13 protein-coding genes, 1 tRNA gene and 2 pseudogenes are annotated in these 18,697 nt (G+C 66.7%); 10 read left to right on the forward strand and 6 right to left on the reverse strand.

From position 1 onward, the window contains the following. Positions 1–80: 80 nt before the first annotated feature. The 3 genes from HOV91_RS22515 to HOV91_RS22525 all read right to left on the reverse strand — a co-directional run bounded on the left by HOV91_RS22515 (position 81) and on the right by HOV91_RS22525 (position 2,345). Positions 81–485, reverse strand: coding sequence for a VOC family protein (locus HOV91_RS22515; RefSeq protein WP_174187403.1), 405 nt, complete (start codon positions 483–485; stop codon positions 81–83). Between the two features lie 54 nt (positions 486–539). Further along, positions 540–953 carry an arsenate reductase ArsC gene (locus HOV91_RS22520; protein WP_174187404.1) on the reverse strand — a complete coding sequence of 138 codons (414 nt, stop codon included), beginning with the start codon at positions 951–953 and terminating at the stop codon, positions 540–542. A gap of 480 nt (positions 954–1,433) precedes the next feature. Next, positions 1,434–2,345: an oxygenase MpaB family protein gene (locus tag HOV91_RS22525; protein ID WP_174187405.1), complete on the reverse strand. Its 912-nt coding sequence runs from the start codon at positions 2,343–2,345 to the stop codon at positions 1,434–1,436. 108 nt (positions 2,346–2,453) lie between these two features. On the opposite strand from HOV91_RS22525, the gene HOV91_RS22530 reads away from it, so the two are divergent. Further along, positions 2,454–3,200: an SIR2 family NAD-dependent protein deacylase gene (locus tag HOV91_RS22530; RefSeq protein WP_174187406.1), complete on the forward strand. Its 747-nt coding sequence runs from the start codon at positions 2,454–2,456 to the stop codon at positions 3,198–3,200. Between the two features lie 34 nt (positions 3,201–3,234). Here HOV91_RS22530 and HOV91_RS22535 read toward each other — a convergent pair whose 3' ends face one another. Both HOV91_RS22535 and HOV91_RS22540 read right to left on the reverse strand, forming a co-directional pair. Then, complete coding sequence (locus tag HOV91_RS22535; RefSeq protein WP_174187407.1) at positions 3,235–4,533, reverse strand: D-arabinono-1,4-lactone oxidase; 1,299 nt, start codon at positions 4,531–4,533, stop codon at positions 3,235–3,237. 53 nt (positions 4,534–4,586) lie between these two features. Next, complete coding sequence (locus HOV91_RS22540; RefSeq protein ID WP_174187408.1) at positions 4,587–5,267, reverse strand: TetR/AcrR family transcriptional regulator; 681 nt, start codon at positions 5,265–5,267, stop codon at positions 4,587–4,589. Between the two features lie 117 nt (positions 5,268–5,384). Here HOV91_RS22540 and HOV91_RS22545 point away from each other — a divergent pair, with 117 nt between their 5' ends. From HOV91_RS22545 to HOV91_RS22570, 6 genes and pseudogenes are all read left to right on the forward strand, one after another. Next, positions 5,385–6,884 (forward strand): MFS transporter, encoded by a 1,500-nt coding sequence (locus HOV91_RS22545; RefSeq protein WP_174187409.1) that lies wholly within the window; start codon positions 5,385–5,387, stop codon positions 6,882–6,884. A 573-nt stretch (positions 6,885–7,457) separates the two neighbouring features. Then, a complete protein-coding gene (locus tag HOV91_RS22550; RefSeq protein WP_174187410.1) occupies positions 7,458–7,757 on the forward strand; it encodes a hypothetical protein in 300 nt (99 codons plus the stop codon). Between the two features lie 47 nt (positions 7,758–7,804). After that, the gene (pgm, locus tag HOV91_RS22555; RefSeq protein WP_174187411.1) at positions 7,805–9,448 is read left to right on the forward strand and encodes a phosphoglucomutase (alpha-D-glucose-1,6-bisphosphate-dependent); all 1,644 of its coding nucleotides are present in this window, start codon (positions 7,805–7,807) and stop codon (positions 9,446–9,448) included. Next, positions 9,438–10,616 (forward strand): annotated as a pseudogene (locus HOV91_RS22560) (MFS transporter); the annotation flags it as partial. The gene pgm and the pseudogene HOV91_RS22560, both read left to right, overlap by 11 nt. Before the next feature lie 689 nt (positions 10,617–11,305). Next, positions 11,306–12,007, forward strand: coding sequence for a DsbA family protein (locus HOV91_RS22565; protein WP_174187412.1), 702 nt, complete (start codon positions 11,306–11,308; stop codon positions 12,005–12,007). Between the two features lie 666 nt (positions 12,008–12,673). Next, positions 12,674–12,746, forward strand: a tRNA-Ala gene (locus HOV91_RS22570). Positions 12,747–12,988: 242 nt separating this feature from the next. Here the strand turns inward: HOV91_RS22570 and HOV91_RS22575 are convergent. After that, the gene (locus tag HOV91_RS22575) at positions 12,989–13,288 is read right to left on the reverse strand and encodes a hypothetical protein (protein ID WP_174187413.1); all 300 of its coding nucleotides are present in this window, start codon (positions 13,286–13,288) and stop codon (positions 12,989–12,991) included. Between the two features lie 553 nt (positions 13,289–13,841). Between HOV91_RS22575 and HOV91_RS22580 the strand changes: the two genes are divergently transcribed. From HOV91_RS22580 to HOV91_RS22590, 3 genes and pseudogenes are all read left to right on the forward strand, one after another. Beyond that, on the forward strand, positions 13,842–14,441 hold the full coding sequence (locus HOV91_RS22580; RefSeq protein WP_174187414.1) for a restriction endonuclease subunit S: 600 nt from the start codon (positions 13,842–13,844) through the stop codon (positions 14,439–14,441). A gap of 59 nt (positions 14,442–14,500) precedes the next feature. After that, complete coding sequence (locus tag HOV91_RS22585) at positions 14,501–16,366, forward strand: N-6 DNA methylase (RefSeq protein ID WP_174187415.1); 1,866 nt, start codon at positions 14,501–14,503, stop codon at positions 16,364–16,366. 677 nt (positions 16,367–17,043) lie between these two features. Next, positions 17,044–18,151, forward strand: a pseudogene (locus HOV91_RS22590) (IS3 family transposase); the annotation flags it as partial. Positions 18,152–18,697 lie beyond the last annotated feature (546 nt).

Raw genomic sequence — 18,697 nt, forward strand, 5'->3', positions numbered from 1 at the left:
CCAGGCGCTTCCACCTCGGCAAGTCCGGCCTCGAGCGGAGTTTCCGATGTCCCGCGCGCAGGTGAGCGATGCCTGAGGTGTTACCCGGCGGCGGAGGGCAGCGCGGCGTACAGGTCGATGCCGTTGCCGTCAGGGTCGAGTACCACCGCGTAGCGCTGACCCCAGAAGGCGTCCCACGGCTTCAGCTCGCCGTGGTATCCGGCGTCCACGAGTTCGGTGTACACGGCGTCGACCTCGGCGGGATCGGCGCACCGGAAGGCGATCCCGAGCCGGCCCGCCGCGGTCGGGGGCGTCCATCCGCTGTGGAACGACGCGATGACGGCTTCGGTGTCGAGGGCGAGCCGCAGACCGTTGGGCAGGGCCGCCTCGGCATGCCCTTCCTGCTCGGAGCCCGGCGGGAAATCGAGCCCGAGGCGGCGATAGAAGGCGATCGAGGCGGCCATGTCACTGACGACGATGCCGATGACGTCGAGTTGAGGAGTCATACCGGCAGCGTAGGCAGCGCTGCGCACCGCCGTCTTGAACGAATCGGACAGCGCTCAGCGCGCGGGAGCCGGGACGAGTTCGGCGATCAGGTTCTCCACCAGGATGCGGATGCGGTCGCGAATGGTGCGCACCACGTCGATGGTCTGATCCGCGGGATCGGGCAGCATCCAGTCGCGGTAGCTGATGCCGGGGAAGAACGGGCAGGCGTCGCCCGCGCCCATGGTGACCACCACGTCGGAGATGCCGATCGCGTCCATGGTGAGCGGTTTGGGGGTGCGGCCGGAGATGTCGATGCCGATTTCGGCCATCGCGTCCACCACCGTGGCGTTGAGCGTCTCGGCAGGCGCGCTGCCCGCCGACCGCACGTCGAACCGGTCGCCCGCGAGGGCGGTGAGGAACCCGGCGGCCATTTGCGAGCGGCCCGCGTTGTGCACGCAGACGAACAGCACACTGGGCTTGTGGGACATGGAGAGCGCCTTTCGATGTGCAAGGTGGAGCATGAGTGTGCTGGCCGTCCGGCTGAGGTGAGCCGAAACGCTGTCGTAGGGTACGAGATACGTATACCAGCGCGCCGTGAATCGTTACGGCGCGCCGTGCCTTCGGGTGCGCGCGCGAACGCGCATCGCAGGTCAGCGGCTCGAATCCGTTGTGACACAGCTATTACGGCCCCGGCGTCCGCCGCGACGGCGGAGCGGACCGGACGGTAGTTCCGGAGCGCTCGCCTATCGGAACATACGGGAGCGAACCGTCGGAGGCGCAGCCGTGCTCGGCTCAGCGATGGCCCGTCGCGGTGATTCGGCGTCGCGAGACAACCCGCGGACGCCGGTCCTTTCGCCTTTCGGCGTACAACCCGAGCAACCCCGGTCGACTCGGGTCGACCGGGGTGCGGCGGGGCTCAGCGGATGTGACGGCGGGACGGAACTTTCGCGGCGGCTTGCGCGCAGAGATCAGATCGGACGCAGGTCGATCATCTTGCGCAGCCGCTGCCGGTCGCGTTCGAGGCGGCGGGCTTCGTAGGCGATCGGGAAGTAGCGCAACCGCTCCGGCAGCAGCGGAACCAGTCGCGCGATGAGCCAGCCGATCACGCGGAGCTTGCGCTCGTCGGCCTCGGTCCAGGTCAGGCCCAGCTTCTGCCGGGCGACCTCGGGCGTGGTGCCGACCGTCACGAAGTACTGCAGCCAGCCGATCGGCGCCACGGCCGCCTTCCAGGCCGGATGCAGCGCGCGCGGCAGATGCTTCGGCGGCGCGACCGAGCGGATCACCCGCAGGTAGTCGCGGGCGGTGTCGGTGGCGACCAGATGGTTCGCGACGGTCTCATCGAAGAACTTCTCGAACTCGGCGTAGTTCGCGGGAATTTCCTTGGGCGCTACCGAGAAATTGCGCAACAACTGCAGCGTCTCCTGGAAGTACGCCTCCTTGTCCGCTTCGGTGAGCGGGCGCTTGGCGAAGTACTTGGCGCTCTCGGTGAAGGCGAATGTCCCGGTGTGCAGCACCCAGGCCCACGGACCGCTGGACAGTGCGGTGTGCCGGACCCCGTTGGCGTCGGTGGTGTTGAGCGACGCGTGCAGTTCGCGCAGCCGGTCGGCCTCGGCGAGCGCTTCATCGCCGCCGTAGACCCACATCATCACCGACGCCAGGCTGCGCATGGCGCGGCCCATCGGGTCGGTGCGGAAGGTGGAGTACTCGTCCACCACGGCGGAGATGGTCGGCTCCATGGTCTGCAAAAGGAAGGCCGAGCCCGCGGTGAGGGAGAAGGTGACCAGTCCGGTCTGTTCCCACATCTGCGTGCCCGGTTCGATCGGGCGGCGGGGCGGCAGCGTTCGCGCGCCGGTGGATTCGCGTGCGACGGACGCGGTCATCGTGATCTCCCTTGATCGGCCGAACTCAATACAATGAGATGATAACCCTACAAATCTCTCATCGTCTATCCGTGCTGGCGGGCGCGCCGCCGCCTAGGCTGTGCGGATATGACGACCGAGTGGCGCAGTCGCACCGGCCGGATCGGAGTGCTCACGGGCGCGGGTATCTCCACCGATTCCGGCATTCCCGATTTCCGCGGCCCGCGGGGAGTGTGGACCAAAGATCCGATCGCCGAACTGCTGTCGACCTACCAGAATTATGTGGCCGACGCGGCCCTCCGGGAACGCGCCTGGCTCGCGCGGCGGGACAACCCGGCCTGGCAGGCCGTGCCCAATGCCGCCCACAACGCCCTCGCCGACCTGGAGCGGGCCGGGCGGGCGGTCACCATCATCACCCAGAACATCGACCGGCTCCATCAGCGGGCGGGGTCCGCGCCGGAGCGGGTGATCGAGATCCACGGCAACATGTTCGAAGTGGTCTGCGTCGAATGCGACTATCAGACCTCCATGGCGGCCACCCTGGAGCGGGTGGCCGCGGGCGAACCCGACCCGCCGTGTCCCGGCTGCGGTGGCATCCTCAAATCCGCCACCATCATGTTCGGTCAGCAGCTGGACCGTCGCACCGTAACCAAGGCCGCGCTGGTCGCGGAGACCAGCGACATCTTCTTGGCCATCGGAACGTCGTTGCAGGTGGAGCCCGCCGCGTCGATGTGCTCGATCGCGGTGCGCGGCGGCGCCGACCTGGTGATCGTCAACGCCGAGCCGACGCCGTACGACGCGATGGCCACCGAGATCATCCGCGAACCCATCGGCACGGCGGTGCCCCGCCTGGTCGCGGAGCTGCTCGCCGAGTGACCCGGAGCGGCGTGCCGGCGCCGGTGGACCGCGTTCAGCCGACCGGACCCAGCACCCGGTCGAGGTAGGGGTTGGCGAAACGCCCTTTCGGGTCGAAGCGGCGGCGCACCTCGGCGAACCGATCCCAGTCGGGGTAGCGCTCACGCAGCGTCGCGGCGGTCTGGAAGTGGCGTTTGCCCCAGTGCGGACGCCCCTGGTAGCGGTCGAAAACCGCTTCGCAGGCCCGGAAGTAGGGCTCGAAGTCCATGCCGCGGTATTGGTGCACCGCGATGTAGCAGGTGTCGCGGCCGCAGGAGGGGGAGAGGAAGGCGTCGTCCCGCGCGACCCAGCGCACCTCGATGGGCATCGGCGTGTCGAAATGGACCGCCAATTCCTTGATCTCGCGGATCGCGTCGGCGGAGTGCTCGCGCGGGATGGCGTACTCCATCTCGGTGAAGCGGAGCAGGCGCGGCGACGCGAAGACCCGGTAGGAACGGTCCACCTGACGCCGGTAGCTGCCCGCGTAGGCGGCGCTGCGGTGGATCAACGGCACCAGGCGGGGCTGCCTGCGACTCGCTCGGCACAGCGCGTCGAACAGGTAGTTCGACATGAGGATGTCGGCGAACCAGTCCACCACCTTGGCGCGCGGTTGCTCGGGCAGGGCAACGCGGTTGTTGCGCTTGGTCAGGGCCAGTGGGCTGTGCGCGAACATATAGAACTCGAAGTGCTCGTTGCCGTCGACGAACGAATCCAAGTCGGCGAGCACCTTTTCCACCGGAATCGGTCGTTCGACGCCCTCCAGTACGAACGACGGCACCATGCGCAGTGTCACGGCGGTGACGACGCCCAGCGCGCCGATGCCCACCCGCGCGGCCCGCCAGCCATCCGGATCGGTGTCCTCGTTCACTTCGACCCGGCTTCCGTCGGCCAGCAGCAGCTCGATCGAGTGCACCGCGGCGGAGAGGTTCTGCAAGGCCGCGCCGGTGCCGTGGGTGGCGGTCGCGGTGGCACCCGCGACGGTCTGCACGTCGATGTCGCCGAGATTGGGGAAGGCAAGGCCGTGTCGGTGCAGGGCGGTGCTTGCGGCGTTCAGGCTGATGCCCGCCTCCACCCGGACCAGACCGGCGGCCCGGTCGACGTCGAGTACGCGGTTCAGCTTCGCCAAGCTCAGCAGTGTGCCGTCGGTCAGGACGGCGTCGGTGAACGAATGGCCCGCGCCCGCGACGCGGACGGTCCGGCCGTCGGCTTCCGCGTCGGCGAGCAGATCAGCCACTTCCTCGACGGAGCGCGGCGTAGCGAGGATCGCGGGCGCACACTGTTGATCGCCTGCCCAGTTCACCCACGAGTTGGTCATGTGACCAATTTACGGGAGCGCACGTGACCTGCGCTACTTACGGTTCGATTTCGCTACCGCTTGCGCCAGCCGCAGGTCAGGTGCTGCTTGGCGTGCTCGACCTCGTCGTCGGTCAGCGGCGGCACTACCAGCTGCTGGCGCGGCGTGCCGTCGCCGCGCACGCCGTTGAGCATGATGGCCATATATCGCTGCCACACATCGGGATTGACCGGCCTGGCGAACTCGGCGAGGCCGTCGACCATGTGCACGAGCGCGAAGAAGTCCGATGGCTCGATGCCGTCGGCGAGCACGCCCGCGTCGCGCGCCCGGGCGCAGATGGCGGTCACGGTGGGCTTGATGCGGTCGCGCACCACGGTGAACCGGTCGGTCTCGTCGTCTTCGAGTTCGAGCATCACTTCGCTGAACCCTCGATTGGTGGCCATGTGCCGACACGCGTATTCGAAGAACTCGACGAGTCCGAACCAGGGATCCGGGTGCCGGTAGGCGGCATCGGCCGCGTCGGCGAATTCGTTCAGGTTCTGGTCGAAGACCTCGACGATCAGTTCCTTCTTGTTCGCGAAGCGGCGGTAGACCGTCCCGACCCCCACACCCGCGCGCTCGGCCACGTCGTCGAGGGTGATCTCGAGTCCGTGGTCGGCGAACAGTTCCCGGGCCGCGGCGATGATCCGCTGCTGGTTACGCGCGGCATCGGCCCGCAGGCGCCGGGGTGGAGAGGCGACCGTGGCGTGATTCACAGCGTCATTCTACCAACCTTCGGGATTAACCGGAGGCGTTATCTCCGTTATGGTGGTAGCTTCATCAACTAAGCGGAGATGATGCCTCCGGATCAAAGCTTCAGACAAAGGGGACACATGACTACCGCGATCGACCGTGGGGCTGCGGCTCCCGAACAGACGGGAAGCGGCAGGCGCGGCTCGCACGCGCTGCGCTGGTGGGTGCTCGCCGTTCTCGGCGTCGCCCAATTGATGGTCGTGCTCGACGCGACCGTGGTGAACATCGCGCTGCCCGCGGCGCAGCAGGACCTCGGCTTCGGCGACGGCGATCGCTCCTGGGTGGTCACCGGCTACGCACTGGCGTTCGGCAGCCTGCTGCTGCTCGGCGGACGCCTCAGCGACCTGTTCGGCAGGCGCAACACCTTCATCGTCGGTCTGGTCGGCTTCGCGGTCGCCTCCGCCATCGGTGGCGCGGCCACCAGCTTCGAGATGCTCGTCGCGGCCCGGGTCGGGCAGGGCGTCTTCGGCGCGCTGCTGGCGCCCGCCGCCCTCTCGCTGCTCACCGTCACCTTCACCGAACCGTCCGAGCGGGCGAAGGCGTTCGGCATCTTCGGCGCCGTCGCGGGCACCGGTGGCGCGATCGGCCTGCTGCTCGGCGGGGCGCTCACCGAATGGGCGTCGTGGCGCTGGGTGATGTTCGTGAACCTGGCCTTCGCGGCGGTCGCCTTGGTCGGCGCGGTGCTGCTGCTGGCGAAGCACACGAGCACCGAGCGGCCCAAGCTGGACATCCCCGGCACGGTCGTGGTCACCGCGGGCCTGTTCGGCATCGTCTACGGGTTCTCGCACGCGGAATCGGACGGGTGGACCAACGGCGTCACCCTCGCGTTCCTGCTCGGCGGCGCGGCGCTGATCGCGGTGTTCGCCTGGCTGGAGACCCGGGTCGCGCACCCGCTGCTTCCGATGCGGATCGTGCTCGACCGGATGCGCGGCACCTCCTACCTGACGGTCTTCGTCCTGGGCATCGGGATGTTCGCGATCTTCCTGTTCCTCACCTACTACATGCAGCTCACCCTGCGCTACTCGCCGATCATGACCGGCGTGGCGTTCCTGCCGATGGTCGCGGCCATGGTGGTCTCCTCGACCACCGCCCCGTCGCTGCTGCTGCCGAAGCTCGGCCCGAAGATCGTGGTCAGCGGCGGTTTCCTGATCGCGGCGGTGGGCATGGCCTGGCTGACCAGGATCGGCTCGGACACCGGCTACGTCACCCACATCCTGCCCGCCCTGATCCTGCTCGGTCTCGGCCTCGGTGGTGCGATGTCGACCGCCTTCCAGGGCGCGACCTCCGGCGTGCGGCACGAGGACGCGGGTGTGGCCTCGGCCATGATCAACACCAGTCAGCAGGTCGGCGGTTCGATCGGCACGGCGCTGCTCAGCACCATCGCGGCCTCGGCGGCGACCGACTACCTGGCCACCCGCAAGCCGGACCCGCTCACCATCGCCCAGTCCGCGATCGAGAGCTACACGACCAGCTTCTGGTGGGCCACGGCGATCTTCGTGGCGGGCGGCCTCCTCACCGCGGTGCTCATGCCGAGCGCGACGCCGGAGCCTGCCGAGGGAGAGCCGGTCCTCGCCCACTGACCCGGCAGCGGCACCGTCGATCCGGTTGCGGACCCAGCGGCCGCCGCTCCCGCGCCTCGTCGCGGGAGCGGCGGCCGTCGTCGTCGAATCGCCGCGCGCGCAATTCCATTCGCCCGCGCCGGCCCGCGCACTCGCCGAGTGGGCGGCGTCGGACCGTCGGCCCTGTGGCTGTGTGATTGCCAAGAGCCCTCCCTTATCCTCGCTCGTGGTGCAAGATACGACGTGGTCGGATATGGCGGGCTGATGATTCCGGCCGCCCTGCGGTATGGGTAGCCAAGAGGCTGCTGAATATCGTTTTCGGCATCGGCGTATCCGGCGGTCGCACCACCTTCTCCACCCCACCCGCGAGGTTCGTAGACTCCTCGGACCGGGCGCGGTGCTCCCCGCGCTCGTCCGCCTCGGGGAGTGGCGGTGGTGTGGCCGGGACGTCGGGGCCCGGCGCGGGCATGGCACGGTGGACACCTGGTTCGGCTCGGCGATCGACGGGAACGGCACGACGGAAGGGGGTCGGGCAATGAGTGGTTCGGCCGACGTCACGTCGGCGCAGGTGGGCCAGTGGCAGGAAGGTGAGCGATGAGAAGACCGCGTGGCCGGCGCGACGCACTCGCCGGATCCCCCGTAGGCCGAGCGGCGCCAGGCGATTTCGCCTCGCCGATGCCACCGCGCACGGCGGCCGTTACCATTGTCGGTTCGGCGCGGCTCGGCGATCTGAGCGGCGCGTCGGCGGGCGATCTGCCGCTCGCCGCCGCGGGAGCAGGCTTCCGCACCGTGCCGACCACGTTCAGCATGTGCGGCGACGAGAGGTTCCGGCGGGTGGCCGACGTGAACGACGTGGCCGTGGGGTCGGCGGTGACCGGGCGGTCGGGGACATGATCCTGATGACGAGCCGGGCGCAGCCGATACGGAAGGGAGACCCGAGCATGGCCCACGATCGAGCCGGGCGTCCCGCACGTCCCACCGATCTGGAAGACATCGCACACCTGGTGACGGCGTACTACAGCCGCGTCCCGGATGCGCGGGATCCGGCCCAGCGGGTGGCGTTCGGAACGTCGGGCCACCGCGGCTCCAGCCTGGACGGCGCCTTCAACGAGGCGCACATCCTGGCGATCACCCAGTCGATCGTGGAGTACCGCGCCACCCGGGGCATCACCGGACCGGTCTACCTGGCCAGGGACACCCACGCCCTCTCCGAGCCCGCCTGGACCACCGCGCTCGAGGTGCTCGCCGCCAACGACGTGACCGCGGTGATCGACGCGCGCGACCGCTACACCCCCACGCCCGCCCTCAGTCACGCTGTGCTGCGCCACAATCGGGGCGGCGCCAAGCACCAGGCCGACGGCATCGTGGTCACCCCGTCGCACAACCCGCCCCGCGACGGGGGCTTCAAATACAATCCGCCGCACGGCGGCCCGGCCGACAACACGGCCACCGACGCCATCGCCGCCCGCGCCAACGAACTGCTGAGCGACGGGCTCACCGAGGTCAAGCGCACCACGCTGGAGCGTGCCCTGGCCACCGGCGTGGAACGCTACGACTACCTCGACCACTACATCGACGACCTGCCCAACGTGCTGAATCTGGACGCGATCCGCGGCGCGGGCATCCGGCTCGGCGCCGACCCGATGGGCGGCGCCAGCGTCGACTACTGGGAGGAGATCGGTCAGCGCTACGATCTCGAGCTCGAGGTGGTCAATCCGTTCGTGGATCCCACCTGGCGGTTCATGACGCTCGACGGCGACGGCAAGATCCGGATGGACCCGTCCTCCCGCTACGCCATGGCGTCGCTGGTCGCGATCAAGGACGACTACGACATCTCCACCGGCAACGACGCCGACGCCGACCGGCACGGTATCGTCACGCCCGACGGCGGGCTGATGAATCCGAACCACTTCCTGGCGGTCGCCATCGAGTACCTGGTGGCCAACCGGATGGGATGGGACGCGCTGACCAAGATCGGCAAGACCGCGGTCACGTCGTCGATGATCGACCGGGTGGTCTCCGTGCTCGGTCGCGACGTGCACGAGGTGCCCGTGGGTTTCAAGTTCTTCGTCCCCGGCTTGTTCAGCGGCAGCCTGGCGTTCGGCGGTGAGGAGAGCGCGGGCGCGTCGTTCCTGCGGATGGACGGCACCGTCTGGACCACCGACAAGGACGGCATCCTGCTCGCGCTGCTCGCCGGCGAGATCGCCGCGGTCACCGGCCAGAGCCCATCGGCGCGCTACGTCGAACTCGAACGCCGCTACGGCAGTCCCGCCTACGCGCGGATCGACGCACCCGCCACCGGGGAACAGAAACAGCTGCTCGCGAAGTTGACTCCGGACATGATCACCACGAAGGAGGTCGCCGGAGAGCCGGTCACCGCCGTGCTCACCAGGGCGCGCGGCAACGGGGCGCCGCTGGGCGGCCTCAAGGTGACCACGGAGAACGCGTGGTTCGCCGCCCGCCCCTCCGGCACCGAGGACAAGTACAAGATCTACGCGGAGTCGTTCCACGGCGCCGAGCACCTCGCCGAGGTGCAGGCGGCCGCGGAGGAATTGGTGGGACAGGCGCTGAGCGGTGACCGGTAGAGCCAAGCCCCTGCCCACCGAGATCTGGGTGCTGGTCGGGGGCGCGTTCGTCATCGCCATCGGGTTCGGTCTGGTCGCCCCGGTGCTCCCGCAGTTCGCGCGCGGCTTCGGCGTCGGCGTGGCGGCCGCTTCGGCGATCGTCTCCGCGTTCGCCCTGATGCGTCTGCTGTTCGCGCCGGTGAGCGGGCGGCTGGTGCAGCGGCTGGGGGAGCGTTCGGTCTATCTCGGCGGGCTGCTGATCGTCGCGCTGTCCACCGGCGCAAGCGCCCTTGCCCAGAGCTACTGGCAGCTCATGGTGTTGCGGTCGCTCGGCGGCATCGGATCCACTATGTTCACCGTGTCGTCGCTGGCGCTGGTCATCCGGATGTCACCGCCCGAACAGCGCGGCCGGGTCTCCGGATTGTGGTCGACCAGCTTCCTGGTGGGCTCGGTGAGCGGGCCGCTGGTGGGCGGCGGGCTGTCCGGACTCGGACTGCGCTGGCCGTTCGTGATCTACGCGGTCGCCTTGCTGGTCGTCAGCGTCGTGGTGTATTTGAGTCTGCGGAATTCGGAACTGGCCGCGCCGGAGCCGGTCGGCGGCGTGCGCATGATGTCCTTCCGGGAGGGCTGGGCGCGGCCGGAGTACCGGGCGGTGCTGCTGTCGAACTTCGCCAACGGCGCGGCCGTGTTCGGTGTCCGGATGGCGCTGGTGCCGCTGCTGGTCGTCGAGGTGCTGCACCAAGCGCCCGGCATGGCGGGTGTGGCGTTGACGGTGTTCGCCGCGGGCAACGTCGCGGTGCTGTTCGTCTCCGGCCGATTGTCCGACCGGTGGGGGCGGAAACCCTTCGTAATCATCGGATCACTGGTGTGTGCGGCGGGGACCGCGGGGCTCGGCCTGGCGAGCGGCCTGCCCTGGCTGCTCGTCACCTCCTTCGTGGCCGGGCTCGGTTCCGGCATGTTCACGCCCACCCAGCAGGCGGCCGTCGCCGACATCATCGGGCCGAGGGCACGCGGCGGGCCGGTGCTGGCCGGTTTCCAGATGGCCGCCGACCTCGGCACCGTCATCGGGCCGATCGCTGTGGGGGCCTTGGCCCAGCAGGCGTCCTACGGGCTGGCGCTCGGTGTGACCGGCGCTCTGCTCGCTGTGGCCGCGCTCGTGTGGGCGGTCGTTCCCGAACCGCTGCGGCGTGGGAGTCCCCCGTCCGAACGTCTCGGCGGTGCGGACCTTGCCGAGCAACCGGCTCGGATCGACCGTGCGGTGAGCGAGGTGTCCGCCGCGCCCGTGGCCGACAGCTCGGCGCCTGCGGTGGTCGAGTCCGGTGTGGTGGCGGGCGATCGTCATGCGGGCGCCGCAGGTTCGCGTGTGATGGCTGATCAGCGGGAATCGGTGGCGGGTAGTGCCGTCAGAGCAGCGGTGGCGTCCGACGGGCTGACAGGCCGTCCCTCGGCCGTGGCAGGTGATCGCTGCGGTACGGCCGCCGATTCCAGGCCGATGCGGGCCGCGCCGGGCAACGCCGCAGTTGTCGACTCGAACGAAGAGGGACCCTCCAGCCCTGCGGGGCGACCGATGTCCCGCCGCAAACCCAGGCGACCGGAGCGACGTATCCGCCGCACGCGCTGAACCGACGGCGATGGGTGTCGGGGCGGTCGCGTCCGGTCGGCGTCATCCGTCCACTTGCGAATGAAGCGTCATCCGTGCTTTTTCGCTTTACCCGTGTCCGCGGTTCTGCCGCCCGGCCCCGCCCGGTGGCTGAACAGGTCGTGTCGGGTTCAGGTGGCCGCTGAATCGCGGAAGCGCGGCCCGGCGGTGGGCGCGGGGGGCGGCTGCGGCAAAGTGGCGATGTGAGCGAATCGCGTTCGAACTACACACCACGACCGATGTCCAGTACCACCACCTATGCGCTGGGTGCGGTCGCTCTCGCGCTGATCGTGCTGATCGTCATCGCGGCGATCCGGTGGGGCCGAGACGATGCGACCGTCCGCAACGACGGCTACGGATCGGTGCGGGACCCGGCCGTGCACTCGGTGCTCGAGCAGAACGGTTCGATTCTGCTCGGCCGCCCGGACGCGAAGAAGACCGTCGACGTCTTCGAGGACCCGCTGTGCCCCGGTTGTGGCAGCCTCGAGCGCATCTACGGCCAGGAGATCGCGCAGGAGATCGATGAGGGCACGTTGGCGGTGCGCTATCGCCTGGTGAATTTCCTGGACGGCCGTTCGCGGAGCAAGGACTACTCGACCCGCGCCGTCGCGGCGAACCAGTGTGTGGCGGAGGCGGGTTCGGGGCCGGTCTACTCGAAGTTCCACACCGAGCTGTTCACCACCAAGCGTCCCGGTGAGGGCGGCGCCGACCTGAGCAACGAAGAGCTCGCCACGATCGCTCGCGACGCCGGAGCCGCCGAGCCCGTGCGGCAGTGCATCGCGACCGGCGCCAAGGTCGACTCCGCACGCACCACCGCCATGGCGCAGACGGCAGCGCTCGGTGCGGCACTGGGCGGCTCGGCGGCCACACCCGCGGTCTTCGATGGCACGAGCAAGGTCGACACCAATGACGAGAACTGGGTGGCCTCGCTCACCGATTGATCAGCGGACCGACGCCGCGCCTTTTCGTGGTCGCGCTCACCGGTACGGACGCGTTCGCGCCGCCGAGCGTGTGATTCGGCTCTCTGTGGTCCAGCCCCAACCAACGGAAGGGCCCGGAACGCCGACTCCACCAAATCGACGGCCCCGGCCCGACTCGACGGCGCGACCCGACATCCCCAGCCCCCGAGATCGCCGCCCACCGAGTTTTCAGTTGGCCTGGGGCCGGGCAACGGCTCCACCTGCCGCCGCCCGGCCCGCGCACTCGACAACGCGATCCGGCCCCCTGTCCCTAGACCGCGCCTCGAGATGTCTCACCATTCCCTGCGCGAAACCTCTTCGAGCGCTGTGTATTCCGTCGCCGGTACGGCTGATCGGCGGTACGGCCGATCAGGGCCGCCCAGCTCGGCGCCAACGCCGACGCACGCTCAACGCCCACCCGCTGCCGCCCGGAATGGGCAAACCGGCAACCCCATCCGCTCTACCCCTTCCGGGCGTCCAACCGGCTTCCGCCGACGTCGCCGTTATCGAACCGACTTCGAACACATGTTCGATAATAACCACACCCCACCCCGCTGTCACCCCCGAATCGAGGCGATTTGGTGGCCGACACACCGTTGGTGTAACTTCATTCAAGCGCGGCGGGCAAGCCCGAAGCGCGAACAACCAGGGGCTATGGCGCAGCTGGTAGCGCACCACACTGGCAGTGTGGGGGTCAGGGGTTCGAGTCCCCTTAGCTCCACAGAAATAGCAGGTCAGGCCCGGTCATAGACCGGGCCTGACCTGTTTTGGGTACCAGCCCCCCGTTTACCCCCCGTTTTGGTCCTGATTCTGTTTGGCCGATGTGACTGACGGGCTGATGATGCCTGTGCTTGCGGGAATATGCAGGTAGAAGCGTTGGAAAGCTGCTGGCCAAGCTGCCGGGCCCGACTGCACCCGCTCCACCGCGGGTAGATCGCCCTGCGCCGACGCGCACACACCAACTCAAGCGGCGGCTCGCCGCCCGCCGACCGAGCAGAGATCATCGAGGCCTACGGAGCCGGATTGTCCGTCAAGCAGCTCTCCGCCCGATGGCAGATCGCCAAAGCCAGGATCCTGCAAATCCTCCGCACTGGCGGTGTTGCGGTCCAACAGCGGCGTCTCACCGATGGCGAGATCGATCACGCGGTCGTCAGTTATCACCACGGCGAATCGCTGCATCGAATCGGGCCCCGCCTCGGCGTTGCCCATACCACCGTTCGCGCGGCACTCCCGCGCCGCGCCGTCGCCCGGCGCGACACCCACGGCAGGCAGCGATGATGGCGACGGGGAATGTTCGCGTCTCAAGCTGTGTCGATTCCATGACTGTCTGCGGTCACCCACCAGCGGCAAGCACTCTGCGAAGCGTCGTCCGCAATCCGCGAAGCGTCGTTCGCAGATTAGTGCTACGGTTATCTCGTACGAGAGGAAACACCGCACCACCCCGTTCGGATTGGCGTCAGCGCGGGGCGGTGCGGTCCTACCCGCTTCGCCGCGAGGCAAGCAGGAAGAAAAGGCAGACGAATGAGATCCGCCCACTTTAACAGCACATGGTACCGGCCCCGCAGTGAGAGACGTGCAGCGTGGTGCGGCGTCATCGTTGTAGTGATCGTCATGATGACCGGCTTCGCTGCCGGGTACGGAGAGGCGGTACTGGGTGCGTTCGCAACGGCAGTTGTTGGCGCCGCAATGACCGAGGTACTCAAAACGAGCCTGCGGAGTAAGCCGCCACGCACCGCATAACCAAAATGCGGTGGGCATGGCTGCGAATTGGCCATGCCCACCGCACCTTAGACGCTGACGAAGGCAGGTAAGGGTCGTGACTGATGATGAGCGGATCCCGCTCGACCAGCTGGCGGTGATAACAGCCGGCCCTTCCGGCTCGCTTCTGGACAAGCTCGGCGATGAGCCCGACGGGGTACCCGTCGTCACCCCCATCGATATCGTCAGCTGGAACCGAGTGGACACAAGGAACCTCCGCCGGTTGAGCTACGAGGAGGGCGACCGACTCGATCGGTTCAAACTCCGGCAGGGTGACATCGTGATCGTTCGCCAAGGCTCACTGGGCAAGCTGGCGCTCATCGGCCAGGAGTTGGAAGGTGCGCTTTACAACTCCTCGTGTGTACGAGTGCGCACACGTGACCACCAGGTAACTCCCGAATACTTAGCTTTGTACCTTTCCTCAATTTCAATGCAGGACGAGATGTTAAGGCGTGCACGCGGAGGGACCGTCCCCTCCGTAAATGCCAAGATCTTGGGCGGTCTTCCGGTCGTATCCCCTCCATTGGATCGGCAGCACGACATGGTCTCTGTCATCGGCGATATTGACCAACTCGCCCTCGTCCATCGGGAGACTGCTGATCATCTCGACGTTCTCAAGCGAACCCTGCTTGACGACTTTCTGAACGAGGCTAGGTAATGCGCACTGGAGATCTCGCACAACGGATCTTTAAAGCCGCTGACGTTCTCAGGGGCCCGATGGACACCCCCAGCTACCTGCGCGTCATTGCGATGATCCTCGCACTCAGGTGGGCCTCCGGCCACCCCAGTCAGCTCTTGGTTCCGGAAAATGCGCGGTGGGAAAGGTTGGTTGCTGCCAACTCTCCGTGGAGCGCTTTGCATAGGGCTTTGACCGACCTGGTTCACGACAATCCAGACGTTTTCGGCGACTCATTCACGCAGATGGTTTCCAATCTGCGGTTGAGCGAAACCGAAGCCTGGCAGCTGATTTCGATCATCGACGATATTCCCATGGGGGCAGACACTCTTGACGCGGACGAGGTGAGTGGCCAGGTTTTTGACGAGATTCTCGCTGTTTTCGGACATGCGGACAAGCGCTCGGGCCTCAGCACGCCCCCCGCGGTCGCTGAGCTTATGGCTCGGCTCGCGGACCCGCGGCCCTGCGATTCTGTCTACGACCCGTGCACCGGGACCGGTGGACTGCTGATCGCAGCCGAGGCATACGTCCGGGACCACACCGGTCAGAGCGACGTGCTCGCTCTTTTCGGACAAGACGCGTCCTTCGAAGCGCCTCCTATCGCGAGGCTCAACTTGATGATGCACGGCGTTACCAATGCCTCTGTCCTGCATGGGGATGCGCTCATCAAACCGAGTTACCGCGGTACCAACGGGGACCTGCGGCGCTTCAAACGAGTGGTGACCACTCCGCCTGTCGGTCTGAAGTTTCGACCGGAGATGATGAGGTTCCCCGAGCAAGCGTGGTACGGCCAAAGCCGAACAGCGGACCTGATGTTCGTCCAGCATGTCTTAGCCTCACTGGCCTCTGACGGAGTGGGGGTTGTGGCTGTCCCCTACGGCGTGCTGTTCCGAGGCGGGGACGAGGGAAACATCCGCTCCAGGATTGCCAGGGAAGGCAGAATCGCCGCTGTTATCGAACTCGGACGCAATCTGTTCTATGGCACCTCAGTCCCGATTTGCCTTCTCGTCCTCCGCGGAGCTGCCGATTCCAGCGACCACCACGTGCTATTCATCAACGCTGAGCACGAATTCGAGACGAGGCGTTCGAAGAACTACCTTGCACCTCGCCATGTAGAAAAAATCGCGGTCGCCTTTCGAAAGCGCATGGAGATCCCCGGCTTTGCGCGAATGGTCTCGATCGAGGAGATCGCGGCTAACGAATTCAACCTCAGCGTAAGCAATTACATCGATCCGCAGTCGGCCTCTCAGGCGAGACTGAGCATCAACGCCCTGCTAGATGGTGGAGTACCCGCTGACGAGGTCTACGCGCAGCTGGACAGGTTCGCGGCATTCGGTATCAACCTTGCCGAACTTTTCCTGCCTGGCGATCCTGGATACTTCAACTTCCCCCCAAACGGCTACGAGACCACCGCAGCAACGATCACTACGCTCACCATGCCGACGGAGTCCGCATTCGTGACCGCGGTCGCAGAATGGTTTGAAGCGTTTCGGCAGCAGGAGGGTCTGCGCACCGATCGCCCACCCGCAGTCGTGCGTGAATACTTCGCCGGATCGTTCCAGCACGCACTTGCCGACTGGACGATCCTGAGTGATGAGAACCTGGTGGGCCTGTTTATCGACTGGTGGACAACAAATAAGGAGGATCTTAATCAGCTGCGCAGGCCCGCCAGGAGCCCCAACTCCCATGAAGAGGGGATGCGATCCCGTATCTTCGACAGGATCGGTGCTGACCTTGTTGGTCGTGCCAAGAGGCTGGTGGCGCAGGAGCGAAACCAGCTGGTGGATATCTACCTGGCCTTCGGCGACCGGTACAAGACATCGCTCAAGCAACTCGAACACCGTCGAGAGCAGGCGTCATCACGCCTAGCTGCACAGCTGCGAAGGCTGGGCTACGAACATCCATAGCCCCCTCCCGGCATTGAAGCCGAGATCGATCCAGGCGCAGACCATCGTCCAGTCCCGGCCAGGTGCCGCTGACCTGACCCCATGATTTCGGCTCGGGTGATGTGACCGATCTCCGGGGCCTGTCACCCCCGGCCGGGACTGGACCGTTGCCCTCTGGCGGATGGATCACCGCCCAACCTTCAGCTTCACCACCGTTTCCAACGTGACCTGCACTCCACCGACCTGCTTGAGCACCAGACTGATCCACTCGTCACCTGGACTACCGTCAGCAGGCTGCCGCTACCGGTGCGGATCGAGTACCGCAGTGGCCAGGCTGGTGATGCGCGTCAGCTCTATGCGAACTGCGCTTGCTCGTAGTCGATTCAGCCCTCCGGGTGATCAAGGAACCCACGGCCGAATCCGCGGCGATAGATCAACGGCGTCAATTGCTCCGACGCGCCGCAGTGACGCAAGGTCGAAAGTCGCTGCGGGAGTATTAATGATGCCCAGGCGCTTCGCGCCGCCGGAGTCCTCGCGGGAGGACGAACCCGGCGCGAAGATGCCCGCCTTCTTCAACACAAGGTGGCAGCGCCCGCTCGGCACCCTGGAATCGTCGTGGCCTGTCCCCGGTGAATGAGACCGCCCGGATTTAGAGTCCTGTTGGCCCTGGTGAGGGGCCGGAAGGGACACTGAGAACCATGGCAGGACGTAAGCGGCATTCCGCGGAAGAGGTCGTGCGGAAGCTGCGCCGTGCCGACGAGTTGGCCGCTGCGGGGGCTTCGGGTGAGGAGATCGCCGCTGAGCTGGGGATCTCTGCGGCCACGTTGTATAACTGGCGGCGCCAGTACGGCGGGATGGACACCGACGCCGCCAAAGAGCTCAAGCAGTTGCGCGAGCAGAACGCCCGGCTCAAGCGGTTGCTGGCTGATGCCGAGCTGGAGAAGGACGCGTTGCGGGAGATCGCTCGGGGAAACTTCTAGGCCCGGCGGCCAAGCGGCGGGCTGTGGGCATGCTCTTGCAGGTCAAGGGCATGTCGGAGCGGTTGGCTTGCAAGGTCGTCGGGGTGCATCGGTCCACGTTCCGGCGGCTGCCGGCCGACCAGACCCCGAACGATCCTGATGCCGGCGCCAGGGCTTGGCTGCGCGAGTACGCGCGTAAGAATCCTTGTCATGGGTTCCGTCGGGCGTGGGCGGCGTTGCGGTTCGACGAAGGGCATCGGGTCAACCGCAAACGGGTGCATCGGTTGTGGAAGCAGGAGGGCCTGCAGGTGCGGGCGCATCACCGACGCAAACGCCTCGGGTCCTCGTCGGTGCCGGCGGTCGCCGCGGATGCACCGAAGACGGTGTGGGCGTGGATTTCCAGTTCGACTCCACTGTCGATGGTCGGGCGGTGAAGATCGCGTCGATGGTCGATGAACACACCCGGGAGTCGCTGCTGCATCTGGTGGAACGCTCCATCACCGGCGAGAAACTCGTCGCCGAACTCGCCCGGGTGTTCACCACCCGGGGTGTGCCGAAGGTGCTGCGGTGCGACAACGGCTCGGAAATGATATCCACAGCACTGCAACGCTTTTGCCCCAACAGGATAGGGATCACCTATATCCCGCCCGGCACGCCCTGGAACAACGGCTATATCGAATCGTTCAACCGCCGGCTCCGTTCCGAGTGCCTCAACCGCAACCACTGGACGAGCTTGCTCGAGGCCCGCGTGGTCATCGGTGACTTCAAAACCGAGCACAACCTGCGGCACCGGCATTCAGCCCTGGGCTACCGGACACCGGCCGAGTACGCTGCGGCCTGCACCCACACCCTGCGGGATCGATTGAAACCGACGAAACAACCCGGGCTCCACTTCCGGGTGGTCGCGTTATCGGGGACCGGCCAGTCCCGGTGGACACTTGAACTGCCCCCGGTTACCCCGCGCTTTCGTCGCCGAGATGGTGTCTTGTGCTACCGATGGGCAACTGCCTACAGATCTGAGCGACTTTGGTGACGGTTGCGTTTTTGCTGCTCAATGGTTCTTCTAGGCATCGCTGCCTATCACAGTCGTAGGGCTGGAGCATTGTGATGTCGTTGTCAGCGAAATTGACGTCCTGACTACTGGTCATTGGGGTTAGGTGTTCGGCGGGGTCTCCCAAGGCGACCCGACCGGAAGCCGTACCGCCCGGTCCCAGCCGAAGTGTCGGCAATGTGCCGTGTAATCCCCTGATACTGAACCTGATTCGATGATCGGGAGCGGGGTCGATCTGGGCACATCGTTGTATCTCGACTGAGCTTCGATCCTCGCCAGCTCGACGAGCGCATGACGCACTATGTGGGGGTCAGGGGTTCGAGTCCCCTTAGCTCCACAGAA

The organism is Nocardia barduliensis, assembly GCF_013315795.1.
Taxonomy (GTDB): domain Bacteria; phylum Actinomycetota; class Actinomycetes; order Mycobacteriales; family Mycobacteriaceae; genus Nocardia; species Nocardia barduliensis.